At 65.0% G+C, this 19,147-nt stretch carries 16 protein-coding genes; 4 read left to right on the forward strand and 12 right to left on the reverse strand.

Annotated elements, in window-relative coordinates:
• Positions 1-35: 35 nt before the first annotated feature.
• Complete coding sequence (locus AB1286_RS24570) at positions 36-269, reverse strand: DUF2795 domain-containing protein (protein WP_102648664.1); 234 nt, start codon at positions 267-269, stop codon at positions 36-38.
• A gap of 269 nt (positions 270-538) precedes the next feature.
• Here AB1286_RS24570 and tkt point away from each other — a divergent pair, with 269 nt between their 5' ends.
• On the forward strand, positions 539-2,632 hold the full coding sequence (tkt, locus tag AB1286_RS24575) for a transketolase (RefSeq protein WP_430365841.1): 2,094 nt from the start codon (positions 539-541) through the stop codon (positions 2,630-2,632).
• 70 nt (positions 2,633-2,702) lie between these two features.
• On the opposite strand, the gene AB1286_RS24580 is transcribed toward tkt, so the two are convergent.
• Positions 2,703-3,089 (reverse strand): hypothetical protein, encoded by a 387-nt coding sequence (locus tag AB1286_RS24580; protein ID WP_430365842.1) that lies wholly within the window; start codon positions 3,087-3,089, stop codon positions 2,703-2,705.
• A 336-nt stretch (positions 3,090-3,425) separates the two neighbouring features.
• Here AB1286_RS24580 and AB1286_RS24585 point away from each other — a divergent pair, with 336 nt between their 5' ends.
• Complete coding sequence (locus AB1286_RS24585; RefSeq protein ID WP_430367304.1) at positions 3,426-6,020, forward strand: ATP-binding cassette domain-containing protein; 2,595 nt, start codon at positions 3,426-3,428, stop codon at positions 6,018-6,020.
• 180 nt (positions 6,021-6,200) lie between these two features.
• Here the strand turns inward: AB1286_RS24585 and AB1286_RS24590 are convergent, their stop codons facing one another.
• From AB1286_RS24590 to AB1286_RS24625, 8 genes are all read right to left on the reverse strand, one after another.
• The gene (locus AB1286_RS24590; protein ID WP_430365843.1) at positions 6,201-7,208 is read right to left on the reverse strand and encodes a UDP-glucuronic acid decarboxylase family protein; all 1,008 of its coding nucleotides are present in this window, start codon (positions 7,206-7,208) and stop codon (positions 6,201-6,203) included.
• Positions 7,209-7,275: 67 nt separating this feature from the next.
• Positions 7,276-8,229: a glycosyltransferase gene (locus AB1286_RS24595; protein ID WP_430365844.1), complete on the reverse strand. Its 954-nt coding sequence runs from the start codon at positions 8,227-8,229 to the stop codon at positions 7,276-7,278.
• Positions 8,219-9,370, reverse strand: coding sequence for a glycosyltransferase family 9 protein (locus AB1286_RS24600; RefSeq protein ID WP_430365845.1), 1,152 nt, complete (start codon positions 9,368-9,370; stop codon positions 8,219-8,221). Before AB1286_RS24600 ends, AB1286_RS24595 begins: the two co-directional genes overlap by 11 nt.
• Positions 9,358-10,407 carry a glycosyltransferase family 2 protein gene (locus AB1286_RS24605; RefSeq protein WP_430365846.1) on the reverse strand — a complete coding sequence of 350 codons (1,050 nt, stop codon included), beginning with the start codon at positions 10,405-10,407 and terminating at the stop codon, positions 9,358-9,360. Before AB1286_RS24605 ends, AB1286_RS24600 begins: the two co-directional genes overlap by 13 nt.
• The gene (locus tag AB1286_RS24610; protein ID WP_430365847.1) at positions 10,404-12,155 is read right to left on the reverse strand and encodes a carbamoyltransferase family protein; all 1,752 of its coding nucleotides are present in this window, start codon (positions 12,153-12,155) and stop codon (positions 10,404-10,406) included. Before AB1286_RS24610 ends, AB1286_RS24605 begins: the two co-directional genes overlap by 4 nt.
• Positions 12,156-12,174: 19 nt before the next feature.
• Positions 12,175-13,416, reverse strand: coding sequence for a lipopolysaccharide heptosyltransferase II (gene waaF / locus AB1286_RS24615; RefSeq protein WP_430365848.1), 1,242 nt, complete (start codon positions 13,414-13,416; stop codon positions 12,175-12,177).
• Entirely contained in the window at positions 13,413-14,048 is a 636-nt protein-coding gene (locus tag AB1286_RS24620; protein WP_430365849.1) for a D-glycero-alpha-D-manno-heptose-1,7-bisphosphate 7-phosphatase, read from the reverse strand. Before AB1286_RS24620 ends, waaF begins: the two co-directional genes overlap by 4 nt.
• 35 nt (positions 14,049-14,083) lie before the next feature.
• Positions 14,084-15,394: a glycosyltransferase family 4 protein gene (locus AB1286_RS24625; RefSeq protein ID WP_430365850.1), complete on the reverse strand. Its 1,311-nt coding sequence runs from the start codon at positions 15,392-15,394 to the stop codon at positions 14,084-14,086.
• A gap of 360 nt (positions 15,395-15,754) precedes the next feature.
• On the opposite strand from AB1286_RS24625, the gene AB1286_RS24630 reads away from it, so the two are divergent.
• Positions 15,755-16,714: a glycosyltransferase family 2 protein gene (locus tag AB1286_RS24630; protein ID WP_430365851.1), complete on the forward strand. Its 960-nt coding sequence runs from the start codon at positions 15,755-15,757 to the stop codon at positions 16,712-16,714.
• On the opposite strand, the gene AB1286_RS24635 is transcribed toward AB1286_RS24630, so the two are convergent.
• Positions 16,650-17,453 (reverse strand): PIG-L deacetylase family protein, encoded by an 804-nt coding sequence (locus tag AB1286_RS24635; RefSeq protein WP_430365852.1) that lies wholly within the window; start codon positions 17,451-17,453, stop codon positions 16,650-16,652. The two genes, AB1286_RS24630 and AB1286_RS24635, sit on opposite strands and share 65 nt — an antisense overlap.
• 32 nt (positions 17,454-17,485) lie before the next feature.
• Between AB1286_RS24635 and AB1286_RS24640 the strand changes: the two genes are divergently transcribed.
• Positions 17,486-17,947: an Lrp/AsnC family transcriptional regulator gene (locus tag AB1286_RS24640; protein ID WP_430365853.1), complete on the forward strand. Its 462-nt coding sequence runs from the start codon at positions 17,486-17,488 to the stop codon at positions 17,945-17,947.
• Between the two features lie 97 nt (positions 17,948-18,044).
• Here AB1286_RS24640 and AB1286_RS24645 read toward each other — a convergent pair whose 3' ends face one another.
• Positions 18,045-19,004, reverse strand: a complete 960-nt coding sequence (locus AB1286_RS24645) for a chemotaxis protein CheV (protein ID WP_430365854.1) — start codon at positions 19,002-19,004, stop codon at positions 18,045-18,047.
• Positions 19,005-19,147: the final 143 nt, after the last annotated feature.

A 19,147-nucleotide genomic window follows, 5' to 3' on the forward strand; every position in this document is an offset into this window, starting at 1 on the left:
AGGGGCTAACGTCGATGCTTTCGTTCGCCCGACGACTACTGCACTTGCGCGATCGCCTTGGACACGGCAGCGGGGCTGTCGTAGTTTTTGTCGGGCAGGCGGTCGAGCAATTCGACGATTTCCCGGTCAGCGTGATGGCTGCGCGCGGTCTCGGCCAGATGCTCGCGCGTGGTCGGGTAGTCGATGCCCGCCAGTGCTTTCTGGACCGCGACGGGGGACGGTTGTCCCGGGTGTCGATGGTCTTGGGAATGCGCCGGATGCTGGGCCATGAATGCCTCCTTCGTCGAGGTTGAACACGTTTATCGTTCAAGCAACGAGCGTTCCTCGGCGGGACGTGGGCCTCCCTCGCGCGCGGGTGTCATGCGCAAGTGAAGTAGCTAGGCGGGCAAGGGGCGACGAATGCGCCGTGAACCGGTATTAAACGGCCCCGAGCCGTAAAAGCTGCATGGCCCATGCAGCCTTTGCAGCATGCGAGTATGGGTATGGGCGTTGCTCGACGTTTTAGATTCGTTGCAACCCTCGAAGAGGACGCTCAGCAATGCAATCAGACCCCGTGTTGGACAAGCTTTGTATCGATACGATTCGCACGTTGTCGATGGATGCCGTGCAAAAGGCCAATTCCGGTCACGCCGGGGCGCCGATGGCGCTCGCCCCGGTGGTTTATCAACTCTGGCAGCACCACTTGCGCTACGACCCGAAAGAGCCGCTGTGGCCCAATCGGGATCGCTTCGTCTTATCTGTCGGTCATGCGTCGATGCTGCTTTATTCGGTGCTGCATCTAGCCGATGTCAAAGCCGTCGACGACGAAGGATGCGCGACCGGCGCGCCGGCGGTCTCGCTTGAGGACATCCGTCATTTTCGCCAACTCGATAGCAAGACGCCCGGGCATCCGGAATACCGCATGACGACGGGCGTGGAGACGACGACAGGCCCGCTCGGGCAGGGGCTCGGCAATAGCGTGGGAATGGCGATCGCCTCGCGTTGGTATGCGGCGCGATATAACCGCGAGGGCTTCGATCTGTTCGACTATCGCGTCTATGCGCTCGCCGGAGACGGCGATCTCATGGAGGGTATCTCGCACGAAGCGGCTTCGCTGGCGGGCCATCTGCGCTTGTCGAATCTCACGTGGATTTACGACAGCAACCGGGTCACGATCGAAGGGGGCACCGATCTCGCCTATAGCGACGACGTGGATGCGCGCTTTCGGGGATATGGGTGGCATACGTTGAGCGTGGAAGACGCCAACGATACGCAGGCCGTCGAAGCGGCGCTGACCGACGCGAAGCGGATGACCGACGCGCCGACGCTGATCGTCGTGAAAAGCATCATCGGCTGGGGCGCACCGCACAAGCAGGGCACCTCCGCCGCGCATAGCGATGCACTCGGCGAAGAGGAAGTCGCGCTCGCCAAGCGCTCGTACGGATGGCCCGAGGAGCAGCCGTTCTTCGTGCCGCCGGGTGTGCACGAGCGGTTCGCCGAGGGTGTCGGCGAGCGCGGTGCGCAAGCGCGGCAAGCGTGGCATGCGTCGTTCGAGCAATACGCGCGGCAATACCCCGAATTGGCGCGCGAATTGGCGTTGATCGAACGCCATGCGCTACCCGAGGACTGGGACGCCGAGTTGCCCTCGTTCGAGCCCGATCCCAAAGGCGAGGCGACGCGGGCGTCGTCGGGCGAAGTGCTCAATGCCATCGCGCCGCGCGTGCCGTGGATTCTCGGCGGCGCAGCCGATCTTGCGCCGTCGACTAAAACGTTGTTGAAGTTCGATGGTGCGCTGAGCTTCTCGGCGAACGAGCCGCAAGGACGCAACCTGCACTTCGGGGTACGCGAGCACGCCATGGGTGCCGTAGCGAATGGGCTTGCCCTGTCGAATCTGAGACCTTATACCGGAACGTTCTTGATTTTCAGCGACTACATGAAGCCGCCGATTCGGTTGGCGGCGCTCATGGAGATTCCGGTCGTTTTCGTGTTTACGCACGACTCGATCGGCCTCGGCGAAGACGGTCCGACGCACCAGCCTGTCGAGCAGCTTGCCTCGCTGCGGGCTGCCCCCGGATTGACGGTGCTGCGGCCGGCGGATGCGAACGAAGTGACGCAAGCATGGCGTATGGCGCTGTCCGCGCGGCGGCGCCCCACGGCCCTCGTGCTGTCCCGGCAGCCGCTGCCGACGCTCGATCGCACCCGCTGTGCCGACGCCGAGGGCGTGCGACGCGGCGCCTACGTGCTAGCCGACCCGCCCAACGGCGGGGCGCCTGCCGTGATCCTACTCGCGACGGGAAGCGAGGTGCACGTCTGCATGCAGGCCTATGAGCGATTGACTCAGGAAGGGATTGCGGCCCGCGTCGTCTCGATGCCGTCGTGGGATGTCTTCGAGCTGCAAGACGACGCCTATAGGGACAGCGTCCTTCCGCCCGAAGTGGATGCGCGGGTGGCAGTCGAACAGGCCGCTTCGCTGGGGTGGGATAGATACGTGGGCCGTGCGGGCGAGACGATCGCCATGCATACCTTCGGCGCTTCGGCGCCGCTGCGCGACCTGCAAGGCAAATTCGGGTTCACGCCCGAGCATGTCTACGAAGCGGCGAAGCGGCAGATCGCGCGCGTCGTGGGAGCTTCGGGACTGCCGGGCGGCGATTGACGATGGCGACGGCCGATGGGCCGTGGCGTACGCCACTTTCCATCGGCCCATCGGCTACGAGCGTGTCAGATTAATGCTGCCCGTTGCTCGTTTGACCTTCTTGCTGAGGCGAGTAACCGCCGGTCGTGTCGGACGGGTTTTGATTCATGTTGCGCGACTTGTCATATCGACCCGAACTCGAGCCGGTCGACCCGGGGCTCCCGTAGCCGCTCGTGGAGTTCGTGCCGTTCATACTGGGATCGGCGCTCGGCTGCGAAAGCGTATTGCCGTTCGGCGCCATCCCCGTTCCGCCGCGCGTGCCGCCGCCGGTCCCGCCGGCACCACCCGCCGCACCGGCCGCACCGCCACCGGCGCCGCCCGCACCGCCGGCACCACCTGCACCCTGAGCATAGGCACCGCCCGCGCACGCAATCGCGAGCATCGAAACCAGCAGCGTCTTCTTCATCGAAGTCTTCATGATGGTCCTCCGTTCAAATGGTTGCGAAATACATGCGCGTCGATTTCAACTCCGCACGCATAGTTAGCGAGTTGCAAGGGGCATGCCGCGAATAAGTCGAAAGCGGCGATGCGATAGCTGGAACGCGCATTGCGTCAAACATGCGTGCGGCATGCGCAGCGCTTCGATGCGTCGTCGTATGCCTGCGGGCGGAATCGATCTCAACGAATGCAACGTGATGATCGGCGTTGACGAATTCATGTTGGCCGACGCCGAACGAGGAAGGGAGTGAAGAGAATAGGACGACGTATTCAAGCAAGAGTGAAGGGGCGCATCGCGGCCGATCTTTGGTACGCGATGTGGCGGTATCGCAAACAGACGTTCGGCGCAGCCGCGTTGATGATCGTGGCCAAGCTCGCCGGCGTATCGGTGCCGCTCGTGCTGCGCGCGATCATCGACGATCTGGGACATCGCACGGCGTTGGCGTTGTTTCCCGTGTTTCTCGTCTTGGGCTATGCGCTTTTGCGGTTCATCGGCGATGCGTTAGGCGAGGCGCGCGATGTCGTCTTCAGTACCGTCACGCAGCATACGGTCGCGGGCCTCGCGGAGCGCACGTTCGCCCGTTTGCACCGGCTCGGCGCGCGTTACCACTCGCAGCGCGAAACCGGCGCGATCGTGCGGGACGTGCAAAAGGGCACCGACGGCGTCGGTTATCTACTGGGTGTCGGGCTGTTTACGATCCTGCCCGCGTTCATCGAAATCGGGACGGTGATCGGCATCATCGCCAGCAATTTCACGGTGGCGTTCATTTGGATCATCGCCGCGACGCTAGTCGGTTATGCCACCTATACGGTGATCTTTACGCGGCGGCGCATGCTCGTGCAGCGTGAGGTCAATCGCTTGGAGGCGGCCTCCGACAGCCGGCTCGTGGACAGCATGCTCAACTACGACACCGTGAAATATTTCGCGGCGGAAGATCTCGAGACCGCGCGTTACCGAGGCGTGCTCTCGCAATGGATCGTCGCGCGGCTCGCCAATCAGCGCGCGCTGACGGCGCTGCATTTGGGGCAAAGCGCAATCGTCTGCCTCGGCATCGCCGTCATGATGTTGCTCGCGGTCCAATACGTCGTCGCGGGCCGCATGACGCTCGGCGATCTCGTCCTCGTGAATGCCTACATCGTGCAAGTGTGCATGCCGCTCAATACGCTTGGGTTCGTCTTTCGCGAGACCAACGATGCGCTCGTGAACGTCGAGCGGATGTTCATCGTACTCGCCGCCGATAGTCTGGAAGGCGCCGATCCGACGGCCGACGAGGATCGCGACGAGCCCGGCGCGTTGCCGCTGGTCGTGACGGCGGGCGAGATCGCTTTCGAGCATGTGGAGTTCGGCTACGATCCCGCCCGACAAATCTTGCACGACGTCGATTTTCGGGCGAGGGCCGGCACGACGCTCGCGGTCGTCGGCGGGAGCGGGTCGGGCAAATCGACGTTGATGCGGCTGTTGTTTCGGTTATACGCGCCCACGAGCGGGCGCGTGACGATCGACGAACAAGACGTGCGGATGGTCACGCGCCACTCGCTGCGCCGGTCGATCGGCATCGTGCCGCAAGACACGGTGCTCTTCAACGATACGATCGCCTACAACATCGGCTACGGACACGCACATGCGACACGCGCCGACGTCGTACGTGCGGCGCGCGCGGCGCAACTCGACGAGTTCATCGAGCGTCTGCCCGATCATTACGACACGCGCGTGGGCGAGCGCGGCGTGCGTCTATCGGGCGGCGAGCGGCAACGCATCGCGATCGCGCGGGCGTTCCTTAAGGATCCGCCGATCATCGTGTTCGACGAGGCCACGTCGGCGCTCGACACGCGCTCCGAGCGAGCGATCCAAAACGAATTTCGGCGTTTGGCCGAGGGGCGCACCTCCGTCGTGATTGCGCACCGGCTGTCGACCATTGTCGACGCCGATCATATCCTCGTCATGGAACACGGGCGGATCGTCGAGCAAGGACGGCACGAGGCGCTGCTCGCACGCCCCGGCGGCGTCTATGCGCGGATGTGGGCGCTGCAATTGGAGCAGGGCGAGCTCGAGCATACGCAACGCAAGCTGGCTGCGAAGCCGATGCGCGTCGGCGATCTGGCGGCGGCGATCGGCGCCCGCGTGGCCGCCGAGGCGACGAAGCACGGCGTCGACTTCGGCTTGCGCGTGGTCGATCCGGATATTCCCGTTGCGGGCGAGACCGAACAGATTCAGCGCGTCGTCGCGATGCTATGCGCCAACGAGATCGCGCATGCGCCTGCCGGCGCGCGCGTGGAGTTGCGTGCCCAGCGCGAGAACAATACGGCGTGGCTCGCGGTGGTCGGCGCGCAGGGCGAGCCTGCGCCGCTGTCGGACGAGCAGGCGGCCGAAGCCGAGCATACGTTGGGCGCGGCCGGCGGGACCTTCAGGCCGATGGCGGTCGACGGACGCGTGGCGTACGTCGCGTCGTTGCCGCTGCTGCCTGTCGTCGGCGCAGACGGCGAGGTTGCGCCGGTTGCTCACGCTAGCGTGAGGCTCGACGGCATCAACGTGCTTGCGATCGACGACGACGAAGAGGCGCGCGACGCGCTCGAAGCGGCTTTGGTGGCGAACGGCGCGCAGGTCGAACTCGCTGCGTCGGGCGACGATGCGTTACGCCGCTTGCGCGAGACGACGCCGTCGCAGTGGCCGGAGATTGTCGTATGCGACATCTCGCTCGGCGGCGAGGACGGTTGCGACGTGTTGACGGCGATTCGCGAGATGGCGCACACCTATGACGGTGCGTCGCCGCCCGCGATTGCGCTGACGGGCCATAGCGACCCGGCGATGCGCGAACGCACGGCGCGCGCGGGTTTTCGCGCGCACTTCGTCAAGCCGGTGCCCATCGATGCGCTCGCCGGTGAAATCAGACGGCTCACGGCGCATGCCTAAGAGAGCCGATCGCGCGGTCTCGGGACTCCCCCTTGCTTGACAACGGAACCTAGTCCAACCGTCGCGAATGGAGGGCAATATGAGGGCAGTAGTGTTTCACCGTATCGGCGATAGTCGACTAGGCACCGTCGAGGAGGTAGGCACGGGTGCCCGCGCACGCCGGCTTCGTTGCCGGCTTCGCTAACCGCGCGCCGCGCCGATGCTCGACGCGCCTTGCGCCTGCATTGTGCCCGGCCGGCTCGCGAGGCGAGCGCGGAAGTGGTCGGCCGTGGCACGCAGGCCGGCATCGAGCGATGTGGAAGGCGCCCAGTCCAATAGGGCTCGGGCCTTCGAAATATCGGGCTGACGATGCCAAGGATCGTCAATCGGCAACGGACGAAAGACGATCTCGCTGTCCGAACCCGTCGCTTGCTTGATGTGCTCGGCCAATTCCAACATCGTGATTTCGTGCGGATTGCCGAGATTGACGGGATCGCACGTGCCGTCCGGTGCATCCATCAATCGGATGAAGGCATCGATCAAATCGTCGACGTAGCAGAGCGAACGCGTTTGCGAGCCGTCGCCGTAGACCGTCAGCGGTTCGCCCGAGAGCGCTTGCACCATGAAGTTCGAGACGACGCGCCCGTCGGCCGGATGCATCCGGGGTCCGTAGGTGTTGAAGATCCGAGCGATGCGCACTTCCATGCCGTATTGACGGCGATAATCGACGAAGAGCGTTTCCGCACAGCGCTTGCCCTCGTCGTAGCACGAACGCGGTCCGATCGGATTGACGTGGCCCCAGTAGTCTTCCTTCTGCGGATGGACGCGCGCATCGCCGTACACTTCGCTCGTCGATGCTTGAAAGATCTTGGCGCGCACGCGCTTGGCCAAGCCGAGCATGTTGATCGCGCCATGCACGCTCGTCTTCGTCGTGCGCACGGGATCGTACTGATAGTGGATCGGCGAGGCGGGGCAAGCGAGGTTGTAGATCTCGTCGACTTCCACGTACAGCGGAAACGTGACGTCGTGCCGCATCAATTCGAAGTTGCTGCACGCGAGCAGATGCGCGACGTTCTCGCGCGTGCCCGTGAAGAAGTTGTCGACGCAAAGCACGTCGTGTCCGGCTTCGACGAGCCGTTCGCATAAATGCGAGCCGAGAAAGCCCGCCCCGCCTGTTACGAGAATCCGCTTTCGGTCGAGTTCTTTCATCTATGGTGGCTCCGGTTAGCTCGAGAAGGATCAAATGGCACGCGTGCTCGGCGGCACACCTTGGTGTTCAAAGCGCGACCTCGCGCAGCACGGCGTGCCAATCGCGCACGAAACGGTCGATGTTGAATCGTTCGAGCGCGGTGCGGCGGGCGCCTTCCCCTAGCCGCCGCGCCTCGCGCGGATCGGCGAGCAACGCGCGCATGTGCTCGACGAGCCCATCGACGTCGGTCGCCACATAGCCGTTTTCTCCGTTGACGATCACGGTCGGCAGCTCGGTGCTTGCCAGGCCGACGATCGGCATGCCGATCGTCATGGCTTCGACGATCGCAAGGCCAAGGCTCGTCCAGCGAATCGGATTGAAGAAGAACCGATAGCGCGCCGAGAACGCTGCGAGATCCAAATTGCCGATTTCGCCGATGCCGCCGGCCTGCTTCGCATTCATGCCGACAAGATCGAGCGGCACCCGTCCCGAGACCGAGGCATAGATGTCCGAACCCAAGCGTCGTCCGCGGGTGGCCAGATTGTTGATGACGACGATGCCGCGCTCCAGTTCGCCCGTGTAACGGACGCCTTTGGGTACGACGACGCCGTGTTCGATTACGCGCGTCGGCAAGCTATCGCAGTCCCACATCAGCCGATTGAAGTGGGTGACGTGCACCATCAACGTCGACGGATCCTGAACCCAATGCCGCTCCGAAAACGCATTGTTTTGCGGCGGATCGTGCTCTAGGTAGATCGATGGGAGCTTGCGTTGCGCCTCGGAGAGCACGATGTGCCGATCGTGTTCCCAGTGCTCTCGATGTTGATACAGCACGACGTCGAACTCGCGCTGCGAGACCATGGCGGCGTCCACTTCGTGAACGTTGTCTCCCCACGGCAGCACGCCCGATCGCCCCGCGTATCCGGGCGGGTGACCCGGTCGTGTGACGAGCCAAAAATCGTGCTCGGCTTGAGTGAGGTAAAAGAGGTAATTGCCGTGAACGTGCCAAGTTAGTATGCGCAAACGCCGATTACGTTGCATGACGTGGCTCCTTTTGTTCACGATGATGGGTGCGCGCGTGCAATACGCCGGCGCCCGCGGGATGGGCGCGCGAGCGATGCGAGAGCTGTTCGAGCGCGGCCTGGACGACGTGCGAGACGCTTACGTTGAGCGCGCACGTATGACCGAAAGGGCAATCGCGAAACGCGCAGGGGCGGCACGGCGGGTAATCGGCCAGCACGCGATGACGCGTATGGTCGAGCGGCGCCCACCGCCGGGTGTCGCTGCCCGAGGCGATGACCGTACTCGGCGTGCGCATGGCGGCCGCTACGTGCGAGATGCCGGTGTCGTTGCACACGACTAGCCGTGCCCGGGCGACTAGCGCGGCGAGGCCGCCTAGCGTCGTCGAGCCGGTCAGGTGTAGCGCGGGCGCCGCCATCGCGCCGAGCACGGCCGCCGTGATCGCCGCTTCGTTCGACGTGCCCGTGATGGCGATCTGCCAACCGCGCGAAGAGAGGGCATCCGCCACTTCGGCGAAGCGTGCCGGCGGCCAGCGCCGCGACGGCAATTGAGCGCCCGGGTGCAGCAAGATCAACCGCTCGGGCTCGATGCCGTGCCGCGCTTCCAAGGCTTCGTATTCGCAACGGTCGTGCAGCGATAGCGGAAACCAAAGCGAGTCGTCGTGCGCATCGATACCGAGCGCGCGAACGAGAGCCAAATAGCGATGGGGCTCGGGCAAATCGTCCGGCCAAGCGATAAAGCCCGGCCTGGGCGCTTCATGCGGCTGATGAAAGCCCGCGCGGTGGCGAGCGCCGAAGTGGCCGACGATGTCGTTCGCGGGGCCGCCGCTGCCGTGCATCTGGATGGCAAGATCGAAGCGGCGCGCGCGCATGGCCGCATAAAACTGCGGCAGGCCGGCATCGCTCTCTTCCTGCTCGGGAAAGCCGCGCGCGCCGGGGAAGACGACGAGTTCGTCGATCAACGACGCGTAGCGCTCGACGAACCGCGTCGCCCACGGCAGGCCGATCAGCGTAATGTGCGCATCGGGCCAGGCGCTGCGCAGCGCGCGCAACGCGGGCACCGCGCAGAGCATGTCGCCGAGCTGCAACGCACGGAAGATCGCGACCCGCCGTGGCGGCTCGAACGCCGGCGAAGTGGGGGAGAAGCGCATTAGAGGAACCATGTCCTGTATCGGAAGGCGCCACGCAAGCGCCAATAGATCGAAAGGAACGGAATCAACGCCGAAGTCGCCGCCATCTCCGAGATATGGCGCCACGCTCGGCTCCGCCCGCGCATGCGTAACAAGAAAAACCGCAGCGTGAGCGCGAGCCAAACGAGCGCGCCGGCGCTTGCGATGGGGGGGATCTGCGCCAACGCGCCGACAAGGCCAGCTACCGCGGCGGCCGTGCTCGCGTAATAGGCGAGCGGCGGCGTACTGGCGATGCGTTCCCGGTACAGTGTCGGGTGCTTGCGATAGAGCAGCGCTTCGAAGGCGCTCTTGCGTTGTTGCGAAAGACTGACGCCCCAGCGCGCCGGACGTACCGGGTGCACGACCCGCGCGTCGGGCGCGTTGACGATCCGTCCGCCGGCGGCCATTAGCGAGAACTGCAAATCGGAGTCCTCGCGCCACGCCGACGTGAATCGCTCGTCGAAGCCGTCCACGGAGATCAAAGCGTCTTTGCGCACGAACACGTTGGCGGTGGCGAATTCCGCGCGTGCCAGGCCGCTCGCGTCGTATTCGTAGTCGGTGGGGCGCTCGGGCAGCGGCACGACGATCGCGCCCGATGCGGCGCAGGCGCCGTCGGCCATGGCGGCCAACCCCGCCTCGAGCCAATGCGCGTCGGGAATCGTATCGTCGTCGGTGAACGCGATGACCTCGCCGCGCGCTTCGCGCCACCCGGCGTTGCGCGCACCGGCGGGGCCCTGCGTTGCGGTGATCGGCAGGTAGCGGATTTGCAAGCCGCGTGCGCGATGCGCATCGGCAATACGCTCGACCGAGGCGCGTGTGGCTTCGTCCGGGCCGTCGTCGCAAACGACGATTTCGTAGCGCCGTGTCTCCAGCGTTTGACGGACGAGCGCCGCGAGGCATCGTTCCAGCATCGCGGGTCGCCGCCAGGTCGGCACGACGACGGAGACCTCGGGGCTTAGCCCGGCCGAAGCGCCGTCTTCCGATGCCGCCTGGCGTCGATGCTGCGTGCGCGTAAGCGCCGGCGTATTCACGACACGGCTCCTTGTTTGGTGATGAGGAACGGGCCGATCACGAGCGCATCGAGCGGGGACGTCCAGAACGATTCGAGCGCGTCGCGCGGCGAATTGACCATCGGTTCGCCTCTCGTGTTGAACGACGTATTGACGAGAATCGGCACGCCGGTGCGCGCATAAAAGGCGGCGAGCAGGTCGTAGTAAAGCGGATGTTGAGAACGATTGACCGTTTGCACGCGCGCCGTGCCGTCCACGTGGCGCACTGCCGGGATACGCGCCGCGGCCTCGGGCTTCACATCGAAGATGAAGAGCATGAACGGCGCGATTCGGCCATTCTCGAACCATTCGGCGACGTGCTCTTCCATCACGACGGGCGCGACCGGCCGGAAATCCTCGCGATCCTTGATCTCGTTGAGCTTGGCTTGCATCCCGGGATCGATCGGCGAGGCGAGGATCGAACGTGCACCCAGGGCGCGTGGGCCGAATTCCGTGCGTCCCTGATACCACCCGATGACGTTGCCCGCCGCGAGCAGTTCGGCGGTTTCGCCGGCGACGTCGGTCAGTCGCTTGAACGGCACCTTCGACCACCGTAAGAACGTTTCGATTTCGGCGTCGGGATACGCTGGACCGAGGTAAGCGTGATCCATGGTCCAGTGCCGCTTGCGATCGCCTGAGAGTCCGCGCTCGCGCCAGTCGATCCAAAGCGCGGCGCCGAGCGCCGTTCCGGCGTCGCCGGCCGCGGGCTGCACCCAGACTTCGTCGAACGGACCTTCGTCGCGTATGCGGGCGTTCATCACGCAGTTGAGCGCAACGCCGCCGGCCATGCATAGGCGCGGCAAGTCCGTGCGCTCGTGCAGCCAGCGCGCGAGTTCGAGCACTGTTTCCTCGAGCACCGTTTGCAAGGAGCTCGCGACGTCGTAGTGATGCTGTTCCAACGGGCCGCCTCGTTCGCGTGCCGGCCCGAAGCGCTCGACGAGCCGCGGTTCGTCCACGGTATAGCTACCGTTGCCGCGATAGCGGACGATTTCGCGGAAGGCGTCGGCATAAGCGGGACGGCCGAACGCGGCGAGGGCCATGACCTTGTACTCGTCCGACGAATGCAGGAAGCCAAGCCAGCTCGTGACGGCTTCGTAAAGCAGTCCCAGCGAGTGCGGCAGCTCCACCTGCTTGATCCGCTTGTACTGTCCGTCGACGAATTGCCCGAGGCTCGTCGTGACGCCTTCGCCGCGGCCGTCCATGGTCAAGACAGCCGTGTCGCCGAACGGCGCGGCAAGAAAGGCACTGGCTTCATGCGCCAGATGGTGCTCGACATAGTGCCAGGCGAAGCGATGGCCGCCCTCGGGGGCGCGAAAGCGCTTGGCGAGATGATGGGGGGCGCCGTCGATGAGCTGGCCGCGCGCGTTGACGATGTAGCTGACGAAGAGCGGGTCCCAAGGCGATTCGCCGGGATTCGACATGCGCTGCAAGCTCGGTTCGAGCGGCAACGCGATGGTGGCGCCGGCGCGCGACGGGCCGGGCATCGAAGCCAGCAAGGCCGGATCGTACGAATATGCGACGTGATCGATATCGGCCAACGTGATGCCGGCTTCCTTGAGGCAATAGTCGATCGCATCGAACGGCATTTGCCACGTGGAGAAGGGGACGGGACGCTTCGCATGTTTCACGTGCGTGAAGCGCTCGTCCTCGGCGGCGGCGACCACGACACCATCCTTGACGAGCGTCGCGGCACTATCGTGATAAACGGCATTGATTCCGAGTGTGTACATGGCGGTATTCGGACACGAGTCAGGAGGAAATGGGCGTGCTCGTCGACACGGCATGCAGTTCGGCGAGCGATGCGCAAGGGGATGCCGGGAGCGAGTCGGATTGCGCGCCCGGCGCGGCCTCGCGTTCGGCGGCGAGTTCGAGCGCGGCCGCGACGACTTCCGCAGCCGAGATGCCGAGCAGGCACCGGTGGTGGCCCTCGGGGCAGACGCCGCGATAGCACCAGCGGCACTCGACGTCGCGAAACAGCACGCGCTGCGGTGTCTGCCAAGGCGTGTGCTGCGGATTGGTCAAGGCGTACAGATCGACGACGGGCGTGGCCAGCGCCGATGCCAGGTGGACGGGGCCGCTGTTGTTCGTCACGAGCACGGCCGTACGCTCTATCAGGGCGGCGAATTCGCCCATGTTCAGGAGTCCTGATAGATCGTGCAGACGCGCTCGCACCTTGGGCCCGGCCGAGTCGATCACCTGTTGCACGAGCGGTGTCTCCTCGACACTTCCGGTCAGCAGGATCGGCCAGGGGATCGCCTGGGCGAGATGCGTCGCGACTTCGCCGAACCGCTCCGGCGGATAGCGGCGCGAGGCGGCGCTGGCGCCGGGGTGGACGACGAACCACGGGCCCTGCGGGGGGATGCCGCGCGCGGCCAGGCGGGGCGCTAGCGCTTGCCGGGCTTGCGTGCCCACGTCCAGGCGCATGCGCGTATCGGTGCTCACTGCGCCGACTTGAGCGACGAGCGCCAACTGACGCTCTACTTCGTGACGCAAGAGCTCGTGCGGCTCGCTTTCGCAGACCCAGTCGGTTAGCAGTCCGTAAGGATTCTCTCGACAGTGCGCCAGCCGCCGGGGGATGCCCGCGAGGTAGCACAGCATGGCCGAGGGAAGCGCGCTTTGGCTGTAGACGGTGAAGATCACCGCGGCGTCGAAGCGACCGGTCTTGAGCGTATCGACCATGGCCTGATCGACTGAGGGCGAGGTAGGCGACCCCGCGCCGTGCCAAGGCGCGTCGTAGGCGATGACGTCGTCGACGTCGGTCAGATGGGGCGCGGCATGCGCGCCGACGCTCGACGTGAGCAGCGTGATGTGTCGTCCCGGCGCGGAAGCACGCAGCGCATGGATCGCGGGCGTCGTCATGAGAATGTCGCCCAGACGGTCGAGCCGTACGCAAAGGATGCGTTTGACCTCCGGCCCCCATCGAGAGACGAACGTTTCACGCGCCTGAGCCTGGGACAGAACCGGCGCGATCGTAAAAACTAACGCACTCATGCTGTACTGTGCCTCGCTGCGGGAATGGTTTTTATCGTTTCGGCGGTGCGTTCTTCTACGTCCAGCCATGCGTCATGCTCGCGGACGATGGCTAAGGCGGCGCGCAGCAGATCGGGCTCGCGTAGTGTCGGTACGCGAGCGGGACCCGGTTCCCAGAGCGTCTCGTTTCCATTGTCGACGAGGACCGTGCGGCAGCCCGCTCGCGTACCTGCTTCGACATCGTCGAGGATGTCCCCGACGAACCAGCTTGCGGTGAGGTCGAGGCCGTGCTCGCTCGCGGCCCGCAGCAACATGCCGGGCTGTGGCTTGCGGCACGCGCAGCGATGGGCATAACGCGCGACGGTGCCGTTCGGGTGATGCGGGCACCAGTAAGCGCCCGCCAACGGCACGCCGCAGGTCTCGAACATCTCGCGCAGGCGCACTTCCATCGGCGCCAGCGCTTCATACGAAAAGCGGCCCAATGCGACGCCGCTTTGGTTACTGATAACGAATACGCGGAAGCCGCGGGCGTGCAAGAGGGCGAGCGCTTCGCAGGCACCAGGGGCGAAGCGCATCAGCGCGGGGTCGACGTTATAGGGGACGTCGTCGAGCAACGTCCCGTCTTTGTCGAACAGCACGGCGGCATGGCTCATCGCAGGTACCCCGAGATGCAACGATGCGCGCGTACTCAAGCGCGGCCTGCCGCGGCGCGTGCATTGCCGGCACCTTGCCGATGTGCCGTGTGCTTGCGCACGAGGTGGGGCCGCTCCGCGGGCGCGCGCGCAACGCCGCGATAGACGTCCTCGAGCATGTGCGCGACGCGCGACCACGTGAAGCTCGTATGAACGCGCTCGAACCCGGCCTCGCCCATTCGCTCTCCGAGCGCCGGATCGCGGGCGAGACGCGCCAATCGCTCGGCCAACGAATCGGGATCGCGCGGCGGCACGAGAAATCCGGTCTTGCCGTCGACGACGCTATAGCGGATGCCGCCGACGTCGGCGCCGATCACCGGGCGCGCACAGGCCATCGCTTCGATCGGCGTGATGCCGAACGGTTCGTACCAGGGCGTGGTGACGAAGACGTCGGCCGCGGCGTAGAACTCGCGAAGTTGCGCACGGCCTCGTCGTCCGACGAACGTCACGTGATCGCAGACGCCGCATCCGGCTGCAATGCCGTGTAGACGCGCGATTTCCGGCGTGGCGATTTCATTGGGCAGATCGGCATTGCCGCCGACGACATAAAGGTGCGCATCGATTCCCGTGCGTTCGCGCAGCGTGGCGAGCGCGCGCACGACGGTGTCGATACCCTTGCGCGGCACGAGGCGCCCGAGTTGCAGGACGGAGAACCGGTTGCCGGGCCATCCGAGCGCGGAGCGCGCTTCGGCTCGATCCATGCGGCCGAATTCCGCGATATCGAATCCGCATGGGACGATTTGTACGCGAGACGGATCCGACCCGTAGTGCTCGCGCAGATCGAGCGCGTCTTGCGGGCACTCGGCAATGATGACGTCCGACTCGCGCACGAGTTCTTCTTCGATCGCGAAGCGCGCATCGGGAAAGCCGTCGTCCGCGCCTTGATGGATGCGCCGTACCTTGCCTAACGCATGGAACGTCGTGACGAGCGGCGTGCCGAGCGCAGACTTCACTTTGAGCGCCGCGAGTCCGGACATGAAGAAGTTCGCATGAATGACGTCGTAGGGCATGCGCTCCTGCCGGCAAAATCCCACGAGAAAGTCCGCGAACTCCGGCATGAACGGCAATAGGTGCTCCTTGGGCATTTGCGTGGGCGGGCCTGCGGGAACATGAATCACACGCACGCCGTCCATGTCGGATATCGCCGGCAATAGCGCGCGATCGCGCCGCGTGAACACGTCGACTTGATGCCCGGCGCGATGCAACTGCCGCGCGACGTGCGCGACATAAATATTCTGTCCGCCGCTGTCGACACCCCCCGCGACGGCGAGGGGCGATGCGTGTTCACTGACCAGTGCGATTTTCATGAGTAGTCCTTGATATTGGAGGCCTGCCCGGTGAGCGCGGAATCGACCGGTCCACGGGCGTTTGCGAAGCGCTCGCGTCGTATCGAGCACGTCGTGTGCCCATGGTTTGTGCGAACAGGTCAAACGTGCAGAAGCGTTGCGACGCTCGGAGCCGCTGCTGTGTTCTTTACTCGTTCGCACCTAGACGACGCCGGTGTTACAGAGTCGATGTAATTAAGCGGTAGCGAGCGCAACGCCGCTCACGCGGGACGCGCGGGCGCATGCGCCCGGCGGTGTGCATCTTGCTCAGTCGAGACCGACCCCGCGACGCTCGACGCGGGCGTCGACGGACGGCATAACGAACGGCATGGATAACGAGGCATGGACACGTTAGATAGATCGAAGGCGTTGACCTCGCGCATATCGGTGGTGGTGCTCACCCATAACCGGGCGCGGGAAGTCTTCAAGACGGTGGAGCGATTGCTTGCGTTGCCGGAGCGGCCCGCCGTGATCGTCGTGGACAACGGATCGACCGACGGCACCGCGCAGATGCTGCCGCTGCGTTTTCCCGAAGTGCGTGTGATCGCATGCGAGCGCAATCTCGGGGCAGCCGGGCGCAATCTGGGCGTGGCGGCGGCAACGACCGACTATGTCGCGTTCAGCGACGACGACACGCATTGGTCGTCAGGCTCGCTTGCCCATGCGGTACGACTGCTCGATGGGGCCCCGCGCGTCGCGGTGTTGTCTGCCCGCGTGCTGGTGGGCGATGCGCAGACGCTCGATCCGACTTGTATCGATATGCAGACAAGTCCGCTCGAGCAAGGGCTGCTGCCGGGCCCGGCGCTCGTCGGCTATATGGCGGGGGCTTGCGTCTTTCGCGTATCGGCATTCCGTCATGTCGGCGGCTATGAGCCGCGTCTATTCATCGGCGGGGAAGAGTCGCTCGTCTCGCTCGATCTGCTCGATCGAGGCTATGCGATCGTCTATTGCGACGCGATCACGGTGACTCACCACCCGTCTCCGGCGCGAGATGCGCGGCTGCGCCGACGCATGCTGGCCCGTAATGCGGCGCTTGTTGCCTGGTTGCGGTTGCCGCTACGCGAGGCTTGCGCCGCTACGATGCATGCAATGACCGTCTATGCGAAGGAACGAACGTTCGCGCGCGATGGCTTGGCGCTCGTCTCCGGGATCGCCTGGGCGATGCCGCGGCGGCGCGTTGTCGCCGACGCGGTGTTGTGGATGCGCGCTCGCGTGCGCGAGGCGCAGCGAGGGCGGGCTACCGTGCCCCCGATGCGGACGGGGACCGGGACCGGTACGGCGACGGCCGAATCCGATCGATGACGCGATAACGTTCAGGCTCGACGAGGTCATAAGGATGAGCGTCGGCGAGCGCGAGCAGCTGACTTCGATAGGCACGCACGGCGCGCCACTTCGCACTGGCCGCGCCTGGCGGGCGAAGGCTTATGCTCGCCGGGCACTCGAGCGGCGCAAACGAATAGCCTTGTTGGGTCAGCGCCTCGTATCGGCGGCGCGCCACGCCTCGGATCGTGCGATACAGCGCGTCTTCATAGACGATCGCATCGGTGAGTCCTTGCTCGCGCACGAATGCGCGGCAGGCATCGCCTACCAAGACGTGGTCGGAATGATAGAGCCCCAAGGGCGCGACGAAGCGTGGCGATTGCGCATCGCGCCAAGCTAGTGTCAATGCATGCACGAGTTCGTCGAGGGCCGGCGTCGCGCCGTATTGACTATCGAGAAACGGTAACCGTATTGCCTGGGCTCGCACGAGTGCGAGTGCCCGCTCGTCTTCGGCAATACGCGCGCGCAGCGCTTCGCGCGAATCGCCGTGGCCCGCGCAGCGATCCCAAGGCGTGTGCTGAGGCGGATCCGGTTCCCCGCAAAAGACGGTGCAGACGATCGAGCCGGGACGGCTCGCGAGCAGCATGCCGCAACTGAATACGGCGTCGTCCAGATGGGGGGAGACGACGAAAAGCGGAGCGGCATGGCGGGACGAGGGCGTTGAGAGCGTGCGCATGACGCGATAGGGGAGCAAGGAGGGTGCCCGCAGTTGCGCTACCATCGCAGCTCCCGCAACCCGAAGGGCAGCGACGCATGACTTTGGATAAGACCGACCGCGCCATCTTGATGGCGATCCAAGCGGATGGCCGCATAACGAACGCAAGCCTTGCCGAATCCGTGGGCTTGACCGAGACGCCGTGCGCACGGCGGCTAAAACGGCTCGAGGCCGACGGCTATGTGGAGGGTTACCGGGCGGTGCTATCCAAGCCGGCGCTGCGGATCGGCGTCACGGCGTTCGCGCTCGTGCGCTTCGGCGTCCACGACCGGCGCCTGGCCGACGAATTCGAGCGTGAAATCCAAGGCATCGCGCGAATCGTCGCGTGTCATAACGTCTCGGGCAGTGCGGACTATCTTCTGCACGTGGTCGCCCGGGATCTCGAGGATTACGGCGCGTTCGTGCGCGACGTGCTGCGGGCATTGCCGGGCGTGACGTCCGTCGAATCGGTCTTGTCGCTGCGCGAGGTCAAACGCGACGCGGGCCTGCCGTTGCTTTGAGCGGCAGGCCCGCGTCGGGTCCGGACGGTTTTCGTCGCCGGTTCGATCGTCCGTCCGTAAATAAGGCTTTACGGACGACCCGGCGACGGTTGCACCTTTAGGCGGCGAGCGCTTGGCGGATAGCCTCGGCCAGATCGCCGGCGGCGAACTTCGCCACGTAGCCCGTTGCCCCGGCGTTCTTGACGTGCGCTTCGTTGGCCGTGCCGGTCAGCGACGAGTGGATGATGACGGGAATGTCCCGCATCCGCTCGTCCGCCTTGATCTGGCGCGTGAGCATGAAACCGTCCATTTCGGGCATTTCGAGGTCGGTCAGCACGAGCGCGATCTTGTCGCGCGTGCGTACGCCTTCCTTTTGCGCCTCGGCGGCGATCCGCGTCAGCGTGTCCCAGGCTTCCTGCCCCGTCTTGGTGATGATGTACTCGGCGCCGAGCGCACTGAGGCTCTGCTCGATCAGCTTGCGGGCGAAACCGGAATCGTCGGCGGCCAAAATCTTCGCGCCGCCGGTCATGCTCACCGACCTGCCGACGTCGGCCGCTCCGACGCTGGGGTGCTGCGCCGGGAAGACATCGCGCAGCACCTGCTCAACGTCGACGACTTGAGCGAGGCGGGAGTCGCCGGTATTGCCGTCGATCCGGGCGATGCTCGTGACCGAGCTGCCGCCGGCCGACCCTTCCGCCGATAGCACCTGATTCCATTCGAGCCGGACGATATCGTCGACTTCCTCGACCGCGAATGCTTGCGTCGAGCGCGCGAACTCGGTCACGAGCAGGATGTTCAACCCGCGTGACGGTCGGCAGCCCATGAGCTTGGGCAAGTCGATCACGGGAATGATCTGCCCGCGAATGTCGACGGCGCCGATCATATGCTCGGAGGCACCGGCGATCGGCGTGATCGCCGGCATCGTCATGATTTCCCGGACTTTGAAGACGTTGATCCCGTACAGCTCGTGCGAGTCGTCGTTTCCGGGGGCAGCACCGAGCCGGAATAGCAGGAGCTCGAACTTGTTCGAGCTCGTCAGGTTGGTGCGTTCGTCGATCGAGTGGTGATCAGCGGCCATCGATATTTTTCCTCTTGGTTGCGCCCGTGCCCGGCGGTTGCACCCTGGGTTGGGGTTTTACCGATGCTGCTCGGGCTATATCGCTGATAACGGCGCGCCGCCAAGAAAATTGATATGAGGTTCGCGTTTCCCCCGAGAAAACT

This window comes from Trinickia sp. NRRL B-1857 (assembly GCF_050470685.1).
Classification (GTDB): Bacteria; Pseudomonadota; Gammaproteobacteria; order Burkholderiales; family Burkholderiaceae; genus Trinickia.